The sequence below is a fragment of the Algoriphagus aquaeductus genome (assembly GCF_003253485.1).
GTDB lineage: Bacteria > Bacteroidota > Bacteroidia > Cytophagales > Cyclobacteriaceae > Algoriphagus > Algoriphagus aquaeductus.
Genome location: NZ_QKTX01000001.1, coordinates 135,381 through 149,159, shown reverse-complemented (window position 1 = coordinate 149,159; position 13,779 = coordinate 135,381). Strand labels below are relative to the sequence as shown.

At 43.9% G+C, this 13,779-nt stretch carries 17 protein-coding genes; all 17 read right to left on the bottom strand.

The features are described from left to right. Position 1: 1 nt before the first annotated feature. Genes CLV31_RS00635 through CLV31_RS00555 form a run of 17 tightly spaced genes read right to left on the bottom strand, consistent with a single transcriptional unit; the run spans position 2 to position 13,748 of the window. Positions 2-631, bottom strand: coding sequence for a M23 family metallopeptidase (locus CLV31_RS00635; protein ID WP_111390944.1), 630 nt, complete (start codon positions 629-631; stop codon positions 2-4). Positions 632-643: 12 nt separating this feature from the next. Then, a complete protein-coding gene (locus CLV31_RS00630; protein ID WP_111390943.1) occupies positions 644-2,635 on the bottom strand; it encodes a type IV secretory system conjugative DNA transfer family protein in 1,992 nt (663 codons plus the stop codon). A gap of 32 nt (positions 2,636-2,667) precedes the next feature. Continuing rightward, complete coding sequence (gene traN, locus CLV31_RS00625) at positions 2,668-3,504, bottom strand: conjugative transposon protein TraN (RefSeq protein ID WP_111390942.1); 837 nt, start codon at positions 3,502-3,504, stop codon at positions 2,668-2,670. A gap of 6 nt (positions 3,505-3,510) precedes the next feature. Next, entirely contained in the window at positions 3,511-4,734 is a 1,224-nt protein-coding gene (traM, locus tag CLV31_RS00620; RefSeq protein WP_111390941.1) for a conjugative transposon protein TraM, read from the bottom strand. A 25-nt stretch (positions 4,735-4,759) separates the two neighbouring features. Continuing rightward, positions 4,760-5,155, bottom strand: a complete 396-nt coding sequence (locus CLV31_RS00615) for a hypothetical protein (RefSeq protein WP_111390940.1) — start codon at positions 5,153-5,155, stop codon at positions 4,760-4,762. Further along, positions 5,133-5,741: a conjugative transposon protein TraK gene (gene traK, locus CLV31_RS00610; protein ID WP_111390939.1), complete on the bottom strand. Its 609-nt coding sequence runs from the start codon at positions 5,739-5,741 to the stop codon at positions 5,133-5,135. Before traK ends, CLV31_RS00615 begins: the two co-directional genes overlap by 23 nt. A gap of 2 nt (positions 5,742-5,743) precedes the next feature. After that, on the bottom strand, positions 5,744-6,898 hold the full coding sequence (locus CLV31_RS00605) for a plasmid transfer protein (RefSeq protein WP_111390938.1): 1,155 nt from the start codon (positions 6,896-6,898) through the stop codon (positions 5,744-5,746). Beyond that, positions 6,895-7,677 carry a hypothetical protein gene (locus CLV31_RS00600; protein ID WP_111390937.1) on the bottom strand — a complete coding sequence of 261 codons (783 nt, stop codon included), beginning with the start codon at positions 7,675-7,677 and terminating at the stop codon, positions 6,895-6,897. The genes CLV31_RS00605 and CLV31_RS00600 overlap by 4 nt, the downstream gene beginning before the upstream one ends. Beyond that, positions 7,674-8,336, bottom strand: a complete 663-nt coding sequence (locus CLV31_RS00595; RefSeq protein ID WP_111390936.1) for a hypothetical protein — start codon at positions 8,334-8,336, stop codon at positions 7,674-7,676. The genes CLV31_RS00600 and CLV31_RS00595 overlap by 4 nt, the downstream gene beginning before the upstream one ends. Continuing rightward, positions 8,333-8,989, bottom strand: a complete 657-nt coding sequence (locus CLV31_RS00590) for a hypothetical protein (RefSeq protein WP_245943295.1) — start codon at positions 8,987-8,989, stop codon at positions 8,333-8,335. Before CLV31_RS00590 ends, CLV31_RS00595 begins: the two co-directional genes overlap by 4 nt. After that, positions 8,986-9,648: a hypothetical protein gene (locus tag CLV31_RS00585; RefSeq protein ID WP_245943294.1), complete on the bottom strand. Its 663-nt coding sequence runs from the start codon at positions 9,646-9,648 to the stop codon at positions 8,986-8,988. Before CLV31_RS00585 ends, CLV31_RS00590 begins: the two co-directional genes overlap by 4 nt. Before the next feature lie 8 nt (positions 9,649-9,656). After that, entirely contained in the window at positions 9,657-12,149 is a 2,493-nt protein-coding gene (locus CLV31_RS00580; protein WP_111390934.1) for a TraG family conjugative transposon ATPase, read from the bottom strand. A 2-nt stretch (positions 12,150-12,151) separates the two neighbouring features. Next, a complete protein-coding gene (locus tag CLV31_RS00575; RefSeq protein WP_111390933.1) occupies positions 12,152-12,433 on the bottom strand; it encodes a DUF4133 domain-containing protein in 282 nt (93 codons plus the stop codon). Continuing rightward, positions 12,433-12,747: a DUF4134 domain-containing protein gene (locus CLV31_RS00570; protein ID WP_245943293.1), complete on the bottom strand. Its 315-nt coding sequence runs from the start codon at positions 12,745-12,747 to the stop codon at positions 12,433-12,435. The genes CLV31_RS00575 and CLV31_RS00570 overlap by 1 nt, the downstream gene beginning before the upstream one ends. Before the next feature lie 46 nt (positions 12,748-12,793). Then, a complete protein-coding gene (locus CLV31_RS00565) occupies positions 12,794-13,120 on the bottom strand; it encodes a DUF4134 family protein (protein ID WP_111390932.1) in 327 nt (108 codons plus the stop codon). Then, a complete protein-coding gene (locus CLV31_RS00560; protein WP_146250841.1) occupies positions 13,117-13,503 on the bottom strand; it encodes a hypothetical protein in 387 nt (128 codons plus the stop codon). The genes CLV31_RS00565 and CLV31_RS00560 overlap by 4 nt, the downstream gene beginning before the upstream one ends. A 2-nt stretch (positions 13,504-13,505) precedes the next feature. Next, positions 13,506-13,748: a hypothetical protein gene (locus tag CLV31_RS00555; RefSeq protein WP_146250840.1), complete on the bottom strand. Its 243-nt coding sequence runs from the start codon at positions 13,746-13,748 to the stop codon at positions 13,506-13,508. Positions 13,749-13,779 lie beyond the last annotated feature (31 nt).

The following is a 13,779-nucleotide window of genomic DNA, read 5'->3' as shown; positions in this document are numbered from 1 at the left end:
TTTACGGTTTTGATAAATAAGTGATTGCTTCTTCTTTAGTCGATAGCATTGAAATCAATTGAATGAATAAGACTGGATTGACGTATTCCTTCCCCTTCTTAATGCTCAGGTGAAGGTGTTCGCCAGTAGCTCTTCCCGTACTTCCGGAAATCCCCAGGATAGTTCCCGGTAAGACACGATCGCCCTTTGCTACAAAGGATTGAGAAAGGTGACCGTAAATCGATTCATAGTTGCCGTGTTGGACTTTGACAAAAATTCCTAAAAGCGGATCGTTGCCCACCGAAACCACAGTTCCATGAAGCATGGAAAGCACCTTTGAACGCTTGGTTTTTAGATCGATTCCCCCATGAAATTTCGTTTTTCCGGAGAATGGATCGGAGCGGTAGCCAAACTCTGAAGTCAGAAAAAAATCCTCTAAGGGAAGGGATGCCAACAATAGCTCCTCCCCATGTTCCACGGCTAGTTCCTGTTGGGACAAAGGAGGAATTTCAGACCCTTTCGCTTCTTGCTTGAATTCAGCGGACCTGATCACGTTCACTGAAGTCATTTCCTTTCGAAATTCAATGGAATTGAATTGAGGAAATGCCTGGTGAGCAAAAAGAAGAAGTATAATCGATAGGTTCCTTTGCATGATTTCAATGACTTAATCTAGGATTGCCATTTCCCGGTGCTTTTCAATAATCTCAGTAACCTGTCGGTGGATTTTCTCAAAGTGCTTGGTCAAGATCTCTTCCTTTTTCCCTTTGAAATCATAGAATTTCGGAGTGCTTCGATAGGAGTTTTCCTCCAGCCTGATCTCCCTCATATCGTGATTGACGCGACAATGGACATTAGATGTCTTGTATTTCCCATCAAACTGAGTTCCTTCCGTGGCAATAATTCCCGCAATTTCCCCGGTATGCATGGAGGCAATTTTTCCCGCAGGAATCAGTGGATCGTATCGCTCACTGTATGAAATCGAGGTTTTATCCCGATCAATCGAAACGCTTTGCCCCAGCTGCTTTCGCTTTCCAAACATCATTTCCAACCAAGACAGCGTGTCCTTATGGCGAACTGAACCACAAAGCACATTTCCGATCACCGAGGTCATGGTCGATGCCGTATCCTTTCCCTGAAGCTGATTTAATTGAGGTAATTCCTGCAAGCCGAGCAAGACCGCTACTTTATTACTTCGGGCTGTAGAAATCAGGTTTTCGATTTTATGGATGTAAAAAGTCGGCGCTTCATCCGCTATCAAGGCAGTCGGCAGATTCCCTTTGGTATTGATCAATCGGGTCAACCGGTTAATGATCACCGAATAGCAAGTACCCGTGATACTCTGCGTTTCGGTACTGTTTGCAAGAACCAGAATGGATGGAGAATTGGGATCCGAAATTTTAAGGTCGAAATCATCCCCACTGAAGACCCAAGCGGTTTCTTTGGTATTGAGCCTTGAAAGGAAAATCTTCAGAGTACCGACCTGCCCTTCCAGCTGTTTGTAAACCTTCTTTTCAAAGGCGCTTCGGAAGGGAGATACCATGGATCTGAGTTCAGGATATTTGGTCAGACAGTTAAAAATATCCTCGTAGTCCCTGTTCAGGAAATCCAGCACATGAGCGAAGGTAGAATATTTGCCTTCCTCATATCGAGACACAAAAAAGATACAGGCAGAGAGAAAGTTGATGGCCGATTGCTCGAAAAACTTGTCTGCTCCTCCTGTGGAATCGGATTTTTGAAGGGATTGAAAAATAGCCTCTGCGGTTTCAGAAGCATTGGCCACTGTCTTCAAATACCTTCTGTTGATCGGATTGATCCTCCTGGAATATTCTACCTCATCCAGATTGATCACATGGAATTTGAAATATGGATTTGCCTTTTTGTCCTGAGCTTTCAGATAGTGGAAATAGGCAATCTGAGCCAAGTCAGGAAACTTAAAATCGTAAAGACACATAGTAAATCCCTTGCCAATCATCTGTCGGATAAAAGGATTGATCACTCCAAAGGACTTCCCGGAACCCGGGGTTCCGATCACAAAAGTTCCTCGGAATGGATTGACCAAATTGATCCAACCTTTTCGGACTTTTCCCCTGAAATAGAATTTCATGGGAATGTTGACAGAATAGGGGTTTTCGATTTTTTTGGTGTCTTGCATGAAGGACTCTCCTTCGATATTCCACTCATCCTTTCCCAGACCCGATTTGATCAGTTTCGATACATTGTCCAAGGAGGTATGGATCAAAACAGCCCCAAGAAATAAAGATAGGCTATACCCTAGGTCTTGAATGGAAGTGAAATCCATCACCAAAAATGAATCTTCCAGCGTGTAGAGATAGATCGATCCAAAGAATAAAATCAGGCCGATTGTCAAGGGAAAAATGATCTGATTTCTCGGGTTTAAATCCAGGTTCTTTCTGGCCACTGTCCCGATAGCTGAAAGGCAAATTGCTATCAAAATGGCCACTTTTCCAAGAAGCACATTACTGTAAATCTTCAGGTTTTGTAGCTTTTCGAAAAGAGGAAAAAGAAACCTTCCTACCCCATCCATGGCCAACAACTGTGGGGCGTAGACAAACATCAGAATGTCCAGAAACACCATCAGGTAGACAATGAATTGAAAGGTCGCGTGAAGGCTTTTTAATTCTCTTTTCTCATTCATGGCAAGGAATTAATTGAGAGGAAAAATCATTTTTAAAGTGTGTCTGCCGCCAAAAGGTCTGCGTACTTGATCTCCAAGGAAAGCGTCCTTCCGCTGATCTGGGTCTCCGAAAGCTCGATGGTGAACACCTTTGAATTGGGGAAGGTGAATTTTTTGAACACGTAGATATTGCGGTATTTCTTATCAAAGCTTTGCGGGGTGAAAAGCTGGTATTCCGGTTCTATCTCAATGGATTGGACATTGGTTTCTTTAACAATTCGTTTGTCCTCGATCTTAAACCTCAACTGGTCCAGATCAAATTTGAGATTGGTCTTGTTGGTAAAGGAGATGTCCAAAAAGATGTAATCGTCTACCGTGTAAATCCTGTTCACCTGACCGGAAATCCCATACTGGCTGCTTTTGGTGATCTTGTCCTTCTTTTTCCTTTTAAATGCCTCTATCGAAAAATACCGAAGTTCTTGGTCGCTCATGGGGATTTTACCAACCTCCAAGGGACTGGTGTGGATAGGAAGAATTTCGATTTGAGTTTTCAGCTGTCGCTCATCATGGGCATACCATAAATCATACTGCGCGATGAATTTCTGCCCGACAATGGTAACCACTCCCAAAGACTTATTGTATCCATTAAGGTTGGAAACACTGTCTCGGATTGCTTTTACCCGAAATACACTCTCCAAAGGAATATCCCCGATCATATTGTCGGTCGAGATATCCACGTATTGGATAGGTTCGGGAGAAAGAAAGTGTAGAGAGATTTCCTCGTCGATGTAGATCTTGGGAAGTTGGCTTTTCAGCAGCGTTCCGTTTTGCTGTGCGTAGGCCGAAACGGATATCGCCCAAAGGATAAGGGTTATAATCTTTTGTCTCATGGTAGGTCAGTTTTGATTTTGGATCATTTTTCCGTTTTCCTGCAATTCGTTGGTATCGATCAGATAGACTGAAGTGCCATACTTGATATTGGCCTTGTTCTTTTTGATGGATTTAGAAACAGCCTGGGAAGTTGAAGTGAACATTCGTTGGAGTGCAGACATATACAGTTGGCTCAAGGCATCTGAGTTTTGCTGCATGGTAAGATTCATTCCTCCGGTGGTATTTCCTCCGAGTTCTTTGGAAAATTCCCGGAAGGCACTGGCCGGAACATACAGCCCTTCCATCCCGTCCACGTCATAAATGGAGAGCTTAATCGGAAAGATTTGGTCATTGATCATGACCGAAGAAATGGTCAGCTTCACCCGCTGCGCTTCATATCCGGAAATCAAAGCATAGAGATAAGTGCCTCTTCTCACCATAGCATTTCCAATCAGGATATCGTCCAAAAGTCGAATTCTCAATCTGGCTCCAAGGGTACCGCTCTTGATTTCCTGGTCAATGATTGCCTCGATGAACTTCCCTTTTTTTTCTCTGGTGACGGTATTGAATAAGGTCGATGCCCCCTCTGACTTGTGGACTCGATAAACCACGTTTTCGGTCTCATTTGCTACGGGTTGACTCTCCTTTTCTTTTTGCTGTAGCTCTTGATAAGCCGGATCATTCGCTTTGGAAATGGAGTCTATCACAGCCATTTGAGCTTTGAATAGATCCATGGGATCTTCGTATCTGTTGGCGGGAACTTGGGTCTTTTTCCCTTCCAATTGATTGATGGCATTCAGCAATTCTTCATCTTCCTTGGAAAAGCTTTGCTGTCTGGTAGGTTGTGGCAAAACAGTTGGAATCGGATTCCCTGCATCGGGTTTTTCCGAGTACAGACCTGCGCTTTTTAAAGCGTTATCTATGGAATCCAGCAGCCTTTTTTCTTCCTCGTTATACAGCGTTTTAATTTGGCTGGATTCTTCTACCTCGAGCTCCAAGCCTTTGATAGCCGTGTATCCATCATTTGCCCTTTTATAGGTTTCCCTGGAAGCATCGAGTTTGGAATCAAGCGGTTTTTTCTGGATCTGTTCCGATACCTTGCCAATCTCGGATTGGATTCCACTAAGCCCCTGAACAGGCTCAGCCGGACCGTCTTTGCTGAAGGATTTATAGCCGTAAAACAGCAAGCACAAAAACGGGAGCATGATAATCGGCAGGATGTATTTGGGTTGTTTGAAGTCAATTTTCATGGGAGTGGTTGTTAAAGTATTGCAGTTACTCAATTGCTTTTTCCAGATAGGCTGAATCCGTCTTTGAAATGGAATCCTGAGCGATAATCCGTTCGATTTCAGTCTTTAATTCCGCCATTTTCGCAGCTCTCAGAGTCAAATCCTGCAAGGCTGAAAATTCGCCTGACAGCTCTCCTGGGATGGCCTTCAACTCTTTTTTCAAGTTTTCAGCCTGATTCTCTGGCTTTGGCTTCAGCACAAAAAAGGTCAGGATAAAAGAGGCTACGATGAGAAGGAGCATGACACAAAAAATGATTTTGGCATGACGATCCATCAAGCCTTTCATCTGGCCATTTACCCCAACCAGGTGAGGATAAAGCTCATTTTTCAGCTCTTGGAAAATGGTAGTTTCCCGATCCTTAAAAGGTGTTTTTCGAAACATTGCTCAGATCTTTATTTTCAATGGTTTTCCAATTCGTGATCAATACCCCGTGGCTGTTATTTTCACTTCTCGGGATATCGATCAATTCACCTTCAGTGATGATCGATCGGGTGATTGTGGCGCTTCTTCGATCAATCTTTTGCTTGCCGTAATACCTGAACCTATTCTGATCCAAGACAATGGAATCCGTCTGGATAGACAGCACCGAACTTGAGGAAAGGATGGAATTGAAGTAGCCCTTTTCTTTCAGGTTATTGTATTGGCCGACTCCGGTCTCATCCACGAAGTACATAGCCCTGCTCATTTGGTATTCAATGTGCTTATCGTCAGGAGTCAGGTTGAAAAAAAGGCTATGGAATAAGTCCACGGCTGCTTTGTACTCAGCTGGCCTGTTCATTTGCATATTGGCCTGCTTGGCCAAAATTGGGATATCATTGTCCAGGATATAAATGGACTGCCTAGCATTGGCTACCTGTTTATAGGCATAAACCGAAACAAAACCGCAGATAATGATTGAGGTAATCAGGCTTCCCAAGGAAAGAACAGTTGCCAATCTGATTTTCGACTCAATATTTTGGATGATCATGGTTAGATTAGTTTAGCTCTTGAAATTGATTTTGAAGCAGAAGTCCCCATCCTTCCGGCGGTGGTTGCTGCCGAGGATATTCCTGAAGTAGAAATGATCCAAGTGGAAATCGAGGGCACGGTAGTAATGGCAATGGCACTGACAAAAAATGCTACAATCACCAGCCCGAAACTCAAAAAGCCATTAGATGCCAGCCAAGCCATTTTTTCAAGTCGATCCGCTCCCCCACCGGTTGAAAGCAAGTACTCGTACTTGTCAATTTCGACCTCCAAGGCGTATTGCTGAAGTCTTCCTGTGATGTAGAGAATCAAATAGGCTATTCCTACATAGAGGTTAACCGAAACGAACCTGGCTATCCAAGTCGTGAACGCATCCCGAAAGGCAGGAAGAATACTCGCCACCACTGAAAATGGCCCAAGTATCACTAAGACCGTGGAGTAGATGATCTGCAACATGAAAATGATATAGACACACACCCTCAGAATCCAGATAGCCACCAATTCGATGATTTGGGTAGCAAGCAGCTGAAGGCTGGTTTGCATCCTAATCCTCATTTGGACAATTGGAGCTAGAATTTGATCAGAGAAAAATCCTTTTACCCCATCCACAATCACTGTCCCCAAATCTTTATCTGATTCCTGCGCCTGTTCAGATGCCATCTCGGTCATTGCCTGATATTCCACCAGCTGATCGGCCATCTCGATCATGTAGGCCGCCCGGTCAAGCCGCAATCCATTATTGATATCGTTTTGAGTCCCGAAAAGCGCTTCGGTTTTGGCGGCGATCAAATCGGTAGGAAAAGCGATGATCTGGCAGAAAATTGGCCACCACATCAGAAGAATCACCAAAGCAAATGGCCTCAGAAGGGGCATAATTTCAAGCTTCTTGTCTCCTGCCATCATTTCGTAGCATTTCAGACTGAAAAAAATCAACATGAAAATACAGGCCAAGGTCTGGGCATCTCTCATGAAAGGATCGGAGTGAGCAAAGCCATAATCCCTCATTTCTTCAAAGAATGTCATCACTCCTCGGTCGTAAATACTGTTTCCCTGCAAATAGCTTATGGTCTCCTTGTACTGGTCATGGTTGGCCGATTGTGCAAATCCGGAGATGGATATCCCAAGGAAAATAGATAGTCCTGTGGTCAGTCTTTTCATCTTATCACTTGGGTTTGGTTAGCAATTTTCTTGGCTCTCTCCTCCTCGCTTTTTGGATCTGAAAGGATAATCTCACCGCTGATTTTTCGCTGGTTCAACTTTCGGAAGGCAAGCATATTGGAAGACATATCCAGCTTGTATTGCCACTTTTTAAGGACATCCCTCATTTCAAGCATGATTCTGTGATACATCAGAATTCGTTGCCCTCTTTCCATATCCAGGCTTTTGGCAAACTCAAATCGCTCTGAAAGCGAAGCCATGTTGTTTAAATACCATTGGTATGCCCCATGATCAGTCATGTACTTTATTACTTCCGCAGGAACACCCTGAAAAGCTGAAGCTTCAGGATTTTCCAAAGGCTTCAGCTCTCGCTTATAATAGAATTGGAAAAGCGGATCAGCTGATGAAAAAGCACCTGAAATGCGGGCCATCTCCGCTGTTGCCAAGTTCTTGACCGTATCAGAGTGCTGCTTGTAGTAGTTGGATGAAATCTGCATGGCCGCTGCCAATCCCAGCCTTTGAGTTTGTTCTCCCCTTGGAGACAAAGGCCTTCTGTCCAGATCCGGGTAATTGGGATGCAAACCCCAAGTGATATACCAAATCGGATTCGTTGGGATTCCAAGAAACCTGTTGGGTTCGGGAAAGAATTTATCCTTATCCCATTGCTTAAAGACCATCCTTTCCTGCTGAGCGACAATCGCTCTATCGTGGATGGGAGTCTGTCCGTAACTGAGAATACAAACAGAAAAAAGGATCAAAAATGAGAGTGGTAGCTTCATCGGGTAAGGATTTTCTGTTTGATGATGATTTCATTGATCAATCCCAAATCACGATTGATATAAGCTTGATAGGGATTGAGAGATCGAATTATCCCATTGGTCTTAGCCCAGTAGATGCTGTTTTTTGCGGCCAGTACCAAGGCAAGAATTACCCGTAATTCCTTCTGAACCGAATCAAGGAGCTCATCCCGGACATTGTAATTCATCAGGAGGTTATCTCCTTCATTGAGAATCAGGGAAGAAACTTCCGTGGCCAGATTGAGACTTCGTTTTTTGGCCTGAGCCGTGTACTCTTCCACAAAAAGAAAAAGGATGGGATTATCGCCCGCCAACCGGAAAGCCTCTGCGGAAATGGTACTGATATCCAAGACCGTCTCAGCGATCATCCTCACCTGAATTGCATCCTTGAACCCTTCATTGATTTGGGTTAGGGAGTTGACAATCATGGTTTGAACCAGTGCCAGGCTGGATGAATTGAGAATGATATCATCGGTGTTTTGCCTGATGATATTCAAGGTTTGGTGATATCCTATTTCACTGGCATTTCTTACGGCTGCATTGGCATTGACAATCGAAAAATGGGCTTTGTCAAATACCACTGTCTGGGCATAAGATTCAACAGCCACGAAACACATAAATAGAAAAAGGAGATTCTTCATCGGGTTAGGGTTTTGGCGTTTTGAATGATTTCTTCTACCAAAGCCATTTCCGTTGCCACATATTGTAGGTAAGGATTGGCTCCTCGCTTCCTTTCCAGATAGTGTTGAAGTGATTTGGAAACGGTATAGGAAAGTCCGTTGATCTCCCTCAGCTCATCCAGAATGTGCCCGAAAAGGATTCTTCTTTCCGAAACTTTCATCTGGTTGACCACTCCGATACTTGCCGAAAGGCCAAAGAGGTAATTCAAAAGTGAATAGGATCTTTCGACGAAAACCTTTTCAGTCTCTAGCGCAAAAATTACTAAATCAGGATTTTGGCTACAGTAGAAAACAATTTGCTGTTGGTTATCAATAATGGAGTTGACCAAGGGCTCAGCCGCAGCACCAATTCCAAAAGCATCGATAACTATCGAGAGTTTGGCGAATCTGTCTTGAACGGCTCGGTATTTCTCCTTCACTGACTTGAGCAAATTGGTATTGACCTCCTCGTTGACCGCGTTCCTTCCCTGATTTTCCTTCGCCTGTTTTTGAAGGTTGTATTCAGACTTGGACTCCTCAACCAGCTGGTGGAGAAGAGCCACATTGGTTTGGGCAAAACTCACCTCAAGGGTTGCAATCAAAATGAAGGAAAAAAGCCAAAAAGATTTCATCATTGCAGGGTTTTGGCTTTTCTGGCTATATCCTGCGCAAGCTGGATATCCACGTTGATGTAACCTTGGAAAGGATTTAATGCTCTTACAAATCCTTTCATCTGAGCGAAATACATGGCTCGATACATTCCATAAGAGTAGGATCGCAGGATGACCATTTCAGTCAAAATCTGATTGATCAGTTTGGACCGTTCTCCTGCATCCATGAGATTATTTTCTCCTCCCTTCAACACAAAAGAACTGACCTCCAAAGCCAAGGAAGTTGCCCTTTGCTGAAATAGGGTAGCATTCCGTTCGGCAAAGAGGAGTAAAGCGGGATTCTCTCCGGCCAAGTCCATCACCTGGCTGAGGTCACTGGAAATCCCGGTGGCTATTCGTGCGATTTCCTGCACATTGGAAAGATTGGTCAAAATCGAACTGACCTCAGAAAGTCCCTTGTAGATTTTATCCTGCATCGTGTTGACGATGGTCAGATTTCCGGTAATCGCCAGTTGTCCTCGCTCAATCAAAGTCAATCGTTCATTGGTAGCATTCAGTTGGGAATTGATCACCGCAGAATGTGCAGCCGTTGCTCCCGCCACTGCAGGATCTACATAGACCGTCTGCCCAAAAGCAGATCCCGAGAGAATCAGAAATACCAGTAGATTCAAGGTCTTCATCATGGACTTGGTTAAAAGGTGGCAGTTAGTGTTTCTCTTACTGGAGCCCCTTGCTTGTTGACTTCACTGAAAAACTCATGGAGAGAAAGCTCAGAAGCTTTGAAATCCTCGACAAAAGCATCAAGTCCCATTTGGTATCCTCTAAATGCTTGGATATAGATTTCGATGGCTGACTTTTCGGGCTTTTCCGTAGTATAGGTCAGGTATTGGTACAGGGAAACTTCTACCCCATACACCTCTCCGGTAGATCCTCTTCGGATGTAGACTTCCTTGAATCTTCCCCTGCCCTCATGATTATCCAGCTGATTGATTGTGAAAATCTTCTTCCTTTCATTTTCATTGATGGACAGCAGGGAGGCGATCTGGGAATAATTGTCTTTGAATTTGGTCTGATCCAAGAGACAGATGGTATCCGAGTTATTGATAATGCTGTCTTTGACCACCGCATTTCCAATGATATCTCCCAGCTCTTGGGTTACCACAATGGCTTCCCCCCAGAATTTTCGAACTGTTTTATAGAGGTATAAAATATAGCCTGCCATGAGCGGGGAGGCGATGGCCTTCCAAGCCTCTTCGATGATGAGCGCTTTCCTGTATTTGGTTCGGAACCTCATTTTTTGGATGAAAACATCCATGATTATGAGTGTGACAATCGGAAAAAGCACCTTGTGCTCTTTAATGCTGTCGATCTCAAAAACCACAAAAGATTCGGTAAACAAGGACTGGTCAACTTCCTCATTGAGCAAGTTTTCAAACTCTCCTCCTTTGTAAAACTTCTTCAGCACAAAGCGAAACTCTTCAAGTTCAAATCCGATGCTTTCACTCTCTTTGATTTCGGGAATTTTCTCTAGGGCGAATTCATAAAAGCTGTTGAAGCAAAGTCGGTCGATTTTACTTTCTCCCGAGAAAAAGGAAGAATAGTAGGCCGAAATGGTACTGGAAATAACGTCCGCTTCGACCTGAGCGACTGTTCCTTCCGCTGTCTTCCACAAAAGGGAAATCAGGGTCAGGAGATAGTCTTTCTTCTCAATGTTGTATTCTTCTTCGGTAATGGAAAAAGGGTTGGTGGTTATTGGCTTTTCCTCAGTATAAGTGATGTATTTCCCTTGGTAGTATTGGCAAAGTCCGGAATACGAGTGGCCGGTATCCACAATGACCACATCCATCAGCCATTTCGGATTGGGCCGATTATTCCACATGCAGTACTGCTCGATCAGGGCATTCATAAAGAATGATTTTCCCGAACCGGAGGGACCCAGCACAAACTTGTTTCGATTGTTAATCCGATTGGTTTGCATCGGCAAATCAGCCGGATCAATCTTCAAAGGAATTCCTTGCCTATCCGTAAATCGAATCTGAAATCTGCTTATCTCATCCTTGTTCAGTGACTCTTTCAGGAAAAAACATAAGGCCGCATCGGAGGTGGTTAGGAAGTAATCGTAAACTTTCAACTCAGCGGTATTGCAGGGAAGTAGTGTCCTGAATAGCTCCAGTTGGTTATAGGAATTCTTGTTGGCAACTATCCCCTGTTGGAAAAGGGAGGATTCCACATAATTACAAGCTCCTTGGATATGCTCCTTTTTGGCAGAAACCACCACATTGAAGTGGCAATTGACCAGAAGTTGGTTATGTCTGGCCACGTCCTCCAATAGCCTGTCGATATCTTCCACACAGATATTATTGGCTGGATCGGGTATCCCGGAATGTCGTTTTCGCTTCAATTCAAGCTTGTTGAGCGTTGATCTCTGCTCAATTATTTCAATGACCTGGTTATAAACTATCGTCTGGAAATTAGGGACTTCGAAGAGGAAGGCCATATTATCCACCGGAAACCCTTTTAGGCTATCCTTGTCGTTACGCTCCAAATGGGTGGTTACTTTTTCCGGAAGTTCTACTTTGTCGGTATCCACCAAGGTGATCGACCGAAACGCTCTTTCTCCGCTTTCCACCTGGCTTTCTTCGGCAAGCAGGTTGTCCAGCACAATCTTTTCCTCATGAAAATTCATGCTGAGAATCCGTTTTAAATATCGGTCAGTCTCAATTTTTGAGAGTGCTTCTGCCTTGATTCCCGCGCGTTCAAAAAGATCGGTTACCTTACCCAATGTCTGGATAAAATCCATGACTGACTTTTGACTGTATCTGCCTTTTGCCCGTTTGGTAATCACCAAAAATGTCTTTAGCGAAGTGTATTGCCTCCCCTGGAAATGGTCATCATACTTTCGCTGTAGGTATTCTGTTGAGAATGTTTCGCTGTAGGTCTTTCTTGAAAAAATGTCCTGCTTTTGGATCAAATGCCCTTCACCCAATATTTTGATCAGGTTGGTGTATAGCTGGTGAAAGGAATCGTATTTGGAAGAATCCGCTGAATACTGCAAGACTAGATTGTCCAACCCAAGGATGATTCCAAAGTCACCCTTCAGATTGAATAGACAATGAAAACCATGGATCTGATCTTCAATCCCCAGATAGGGAAGCTTAAATTCATTCCTTTTTTTCCCAAACATGATTACTTCGATTTTAAGGATGTAGCGATCTGAAATACCCCTTTGTACCTTGTTTTGCTATGCAGGCCTTTTTTCTGCTGCTGAGAGGTGATGAAAAGTCCGGTTGTCATGGCGGTTAGCGTAATCACCCCGCCTAAAACCATACTGGTTAAGCTTCCAATTAATCCTCCCGAGACAACCGCGATGACTAAGGAAGCGACTCCCCATCCGATGAATTTTCCCTGAAAACCCCGATATATAAGAGGCTTTTGAAGCCCCTTATAGATCGGAAATTGCTTAGCCATCAGACACCGAAAAACGCTTTGATAATCACACTGACCAAGACTAAAAACAGGCAGGAGCCGCCCCATCCCATCAATTCTTTATTGATGTCCTGATCACCGGAATTCCATTTAATATAAACTCTTACCCCTCCGATCAGCCCTACTACCGCTCCGATTACCAGGCAAAGACTGGCCACGGGATCCACATAGGCGAGTAAAGAAGATTCGGCAGCGGTGATCCCTTGAACACCTTGAGCATTGGCGGTTGTGGTTGCAAGCGTCGCAAACAGTGCGCTTGCGATCATTTTTTTGGTTTTGTTGAACATGGTTTTCATAGTTTATTGAGAAAATAGTGATAGTTGATTTTGCTTTTTTTGGGTATCAAGTCAGTGGAACAGCGTACAATCCGCTGAGAAAAAAGCCCATCGTGGCCAAGAATAAACAGGCTCCAAACCAACTGACTACCTGGACATCGATCTGATGTTTTCCCATTTGCCAGTTGTTGTAAACCCGAAGACCGCCAACTAATCCAGAGACTGCGCCCACGGCAAATGATAGTCGGGAAAGCGCGACATAGAAACTTTTCATGTCCGTCTCGACCTCCTGAAATTTTGAAACTCCTGGAGGGGATTGCCCATAAGTATCCGTTGCCGAGAAAAAGAGAAGGAGGGAAATAGCGCATAGGATTAAGCGATAGGAAAGCTTCATGAGAACACGACTTTCTTTTTCATTTCAATACTGCCTTCCTTGGCGAGTACAAAGAGGGAATTGAGTGTGGTCACTCCTCCGGTAGATTTGACCGGGCTGGGATCATTGATTTCAAATTCGATGTCCTCAGAATCCTCCTCGCTGTGGACCCATACTTCTGAAGCCGATTCCTTTTTAGGCTTTACAGGTTCAAGCATCGGTTCATTATCCTCAATCACGGTTGGGTTTTCGTCAAACTCATTGAGGTCCGTCTGGAATGTGTAGGCATTCCCTGCCGACACTTCTGAGACTTGTGGTTTGCGCAAAACATCGATAACGACATTTACTGCATAGTACACCACATAGAAAAGGGATAGGTATAGAAAGAAGTCTGTCCAGCTCATGGTTATAGTTTTTGTATGGATTGTTTGATTTCGTTGACCAGTTCTGGGTTGTTTTCCAGAAAGTCCCAGCACAGAAAATTCACGAAGGAGGTCACGTCCACTCCAAAAGTGGGATTGATTCTTTTAAGGACTTCTTCGGTTCGAGCGTCCATCCGAATCAGCCTTTTGGAATCTCCGTTTACTTCAAAATCCTTTATGGCACTTATCAGATTATTGATTCCACGGCTTCTGGTTTTGATACTCACTTTTCTTTTGGACTTTATAGAAGGTTTCGCC

Bases quoted from the DNA above. Each gene is read 5' to 3' on its own strand.
- CLV31_RS00570 (WP_245943293.1), bottom strand. From the start codon at position 12,747: ATGAAAACCATGTTCAACAAAACCAAAAAAATGATCGCAAGCGCACTG.
- CLV31_RS00560 (WP_146250841.1), bottom strand. From the start codon at position 13,503: ATGAGCTGGACAGACTTCTTTCTATACCTATCCCTTTTCTATGTGGTG.
- CLV31_RS00600 (WP_111390937.1), bottom strand. From the start codon at position 7,677: ATGAAGCTACCACTCTCATTTTTGATCCTTTTTTCTGTTTGTATTCTC.
- CLV31_RS00630 (WP_111390943.1), bottom strand. From the start codon at position 2,635: ATGAATGAGAAAAGAGAATTAAAAAGCCTTCACGCGACCTTTCAATTC.
- CLV31_RS00580 (WP_111390934.1), bottom strand. From the start codon at position 12,149: ATGTTTGGGAAAAAAAGGAATGAATTTAAGCTTCCCTATCTGGGGATT.
- CLV31_RS00605 (WP_111390938.1), bottom strand. From the start codon at position 6,898: ATGAAAAGACTGACCACAGGACTATCTATTTTCCTTGGGATATCCATC.
- CLV31_RS00595 (WP_111390936.1), bottom strand. From the start codon at position 8,336: ATGAAGAATCTCCTTTTTCTATTTATGTGTTTCGTGGCTGTTGAATCT.
- CLV31_RS00575 (WP_111390933.1), bottom strand. From the start codon at position 12,433: ATGGCTAAGCAATTTCCGATCTATAAGGGGCTTCAAAAGCCTCTTATA.
- CLV31_RS00585 (WP_245943294.1), bottom strand. From the start codon at position 9,648: ATGATGAAGACCTTGAATCTACTGGTATTTCTGATTCTCTCGGGATCT.
- CLV31_RS00615 (WP_111390940.1), bottom strand. From the start codon at position 5,155: ATGTTTCGAAAAACACCTTTTAAGGATCGGGAAACTACCATTTTCCAA.
- traN (WP_111390942.1), bottom strand. From the start codon at position 3,504: ATGAGACAAAAGATTATAACCCTTATCCTTTGGGCGATATCCGTTTCG.
- traM (WP_111390941.1), bottom strand. From the start codon at position 4,734: ATGAAAATTGACTTCAAACAACCCAAATACATCCTGCCGATTATCATG.
- CLV31_RS00635 (WP_111390944.1), bottom strand. From the start codon at position 631: ATGCAAAGGAACCTATCGATTATACTTCTTCTTTTTGCTCACCAGGCA.
- CLV31_RS00565 (WP_111390932.1), bottom strand. From the start codon at position 13,120: ATGAAGCTTTCCTATCGCTTAATCCTATGCGCTATTTCCCTCCTTCTC.
- traK (WP_111390939.1), bottom strand. From the start codon at position 5,741: ATGATCATCCAAAATATTGAGTCGAAAATCAGATTGGCAACTGTTCTT.
- CLV31_RS00590 (WP_245943295.1), bottom strand. From the start codon at position 8,989: ATGATGAAATCTTTTTGGCTTTTTTCCTTCATTTTGATTGCAACCCTT.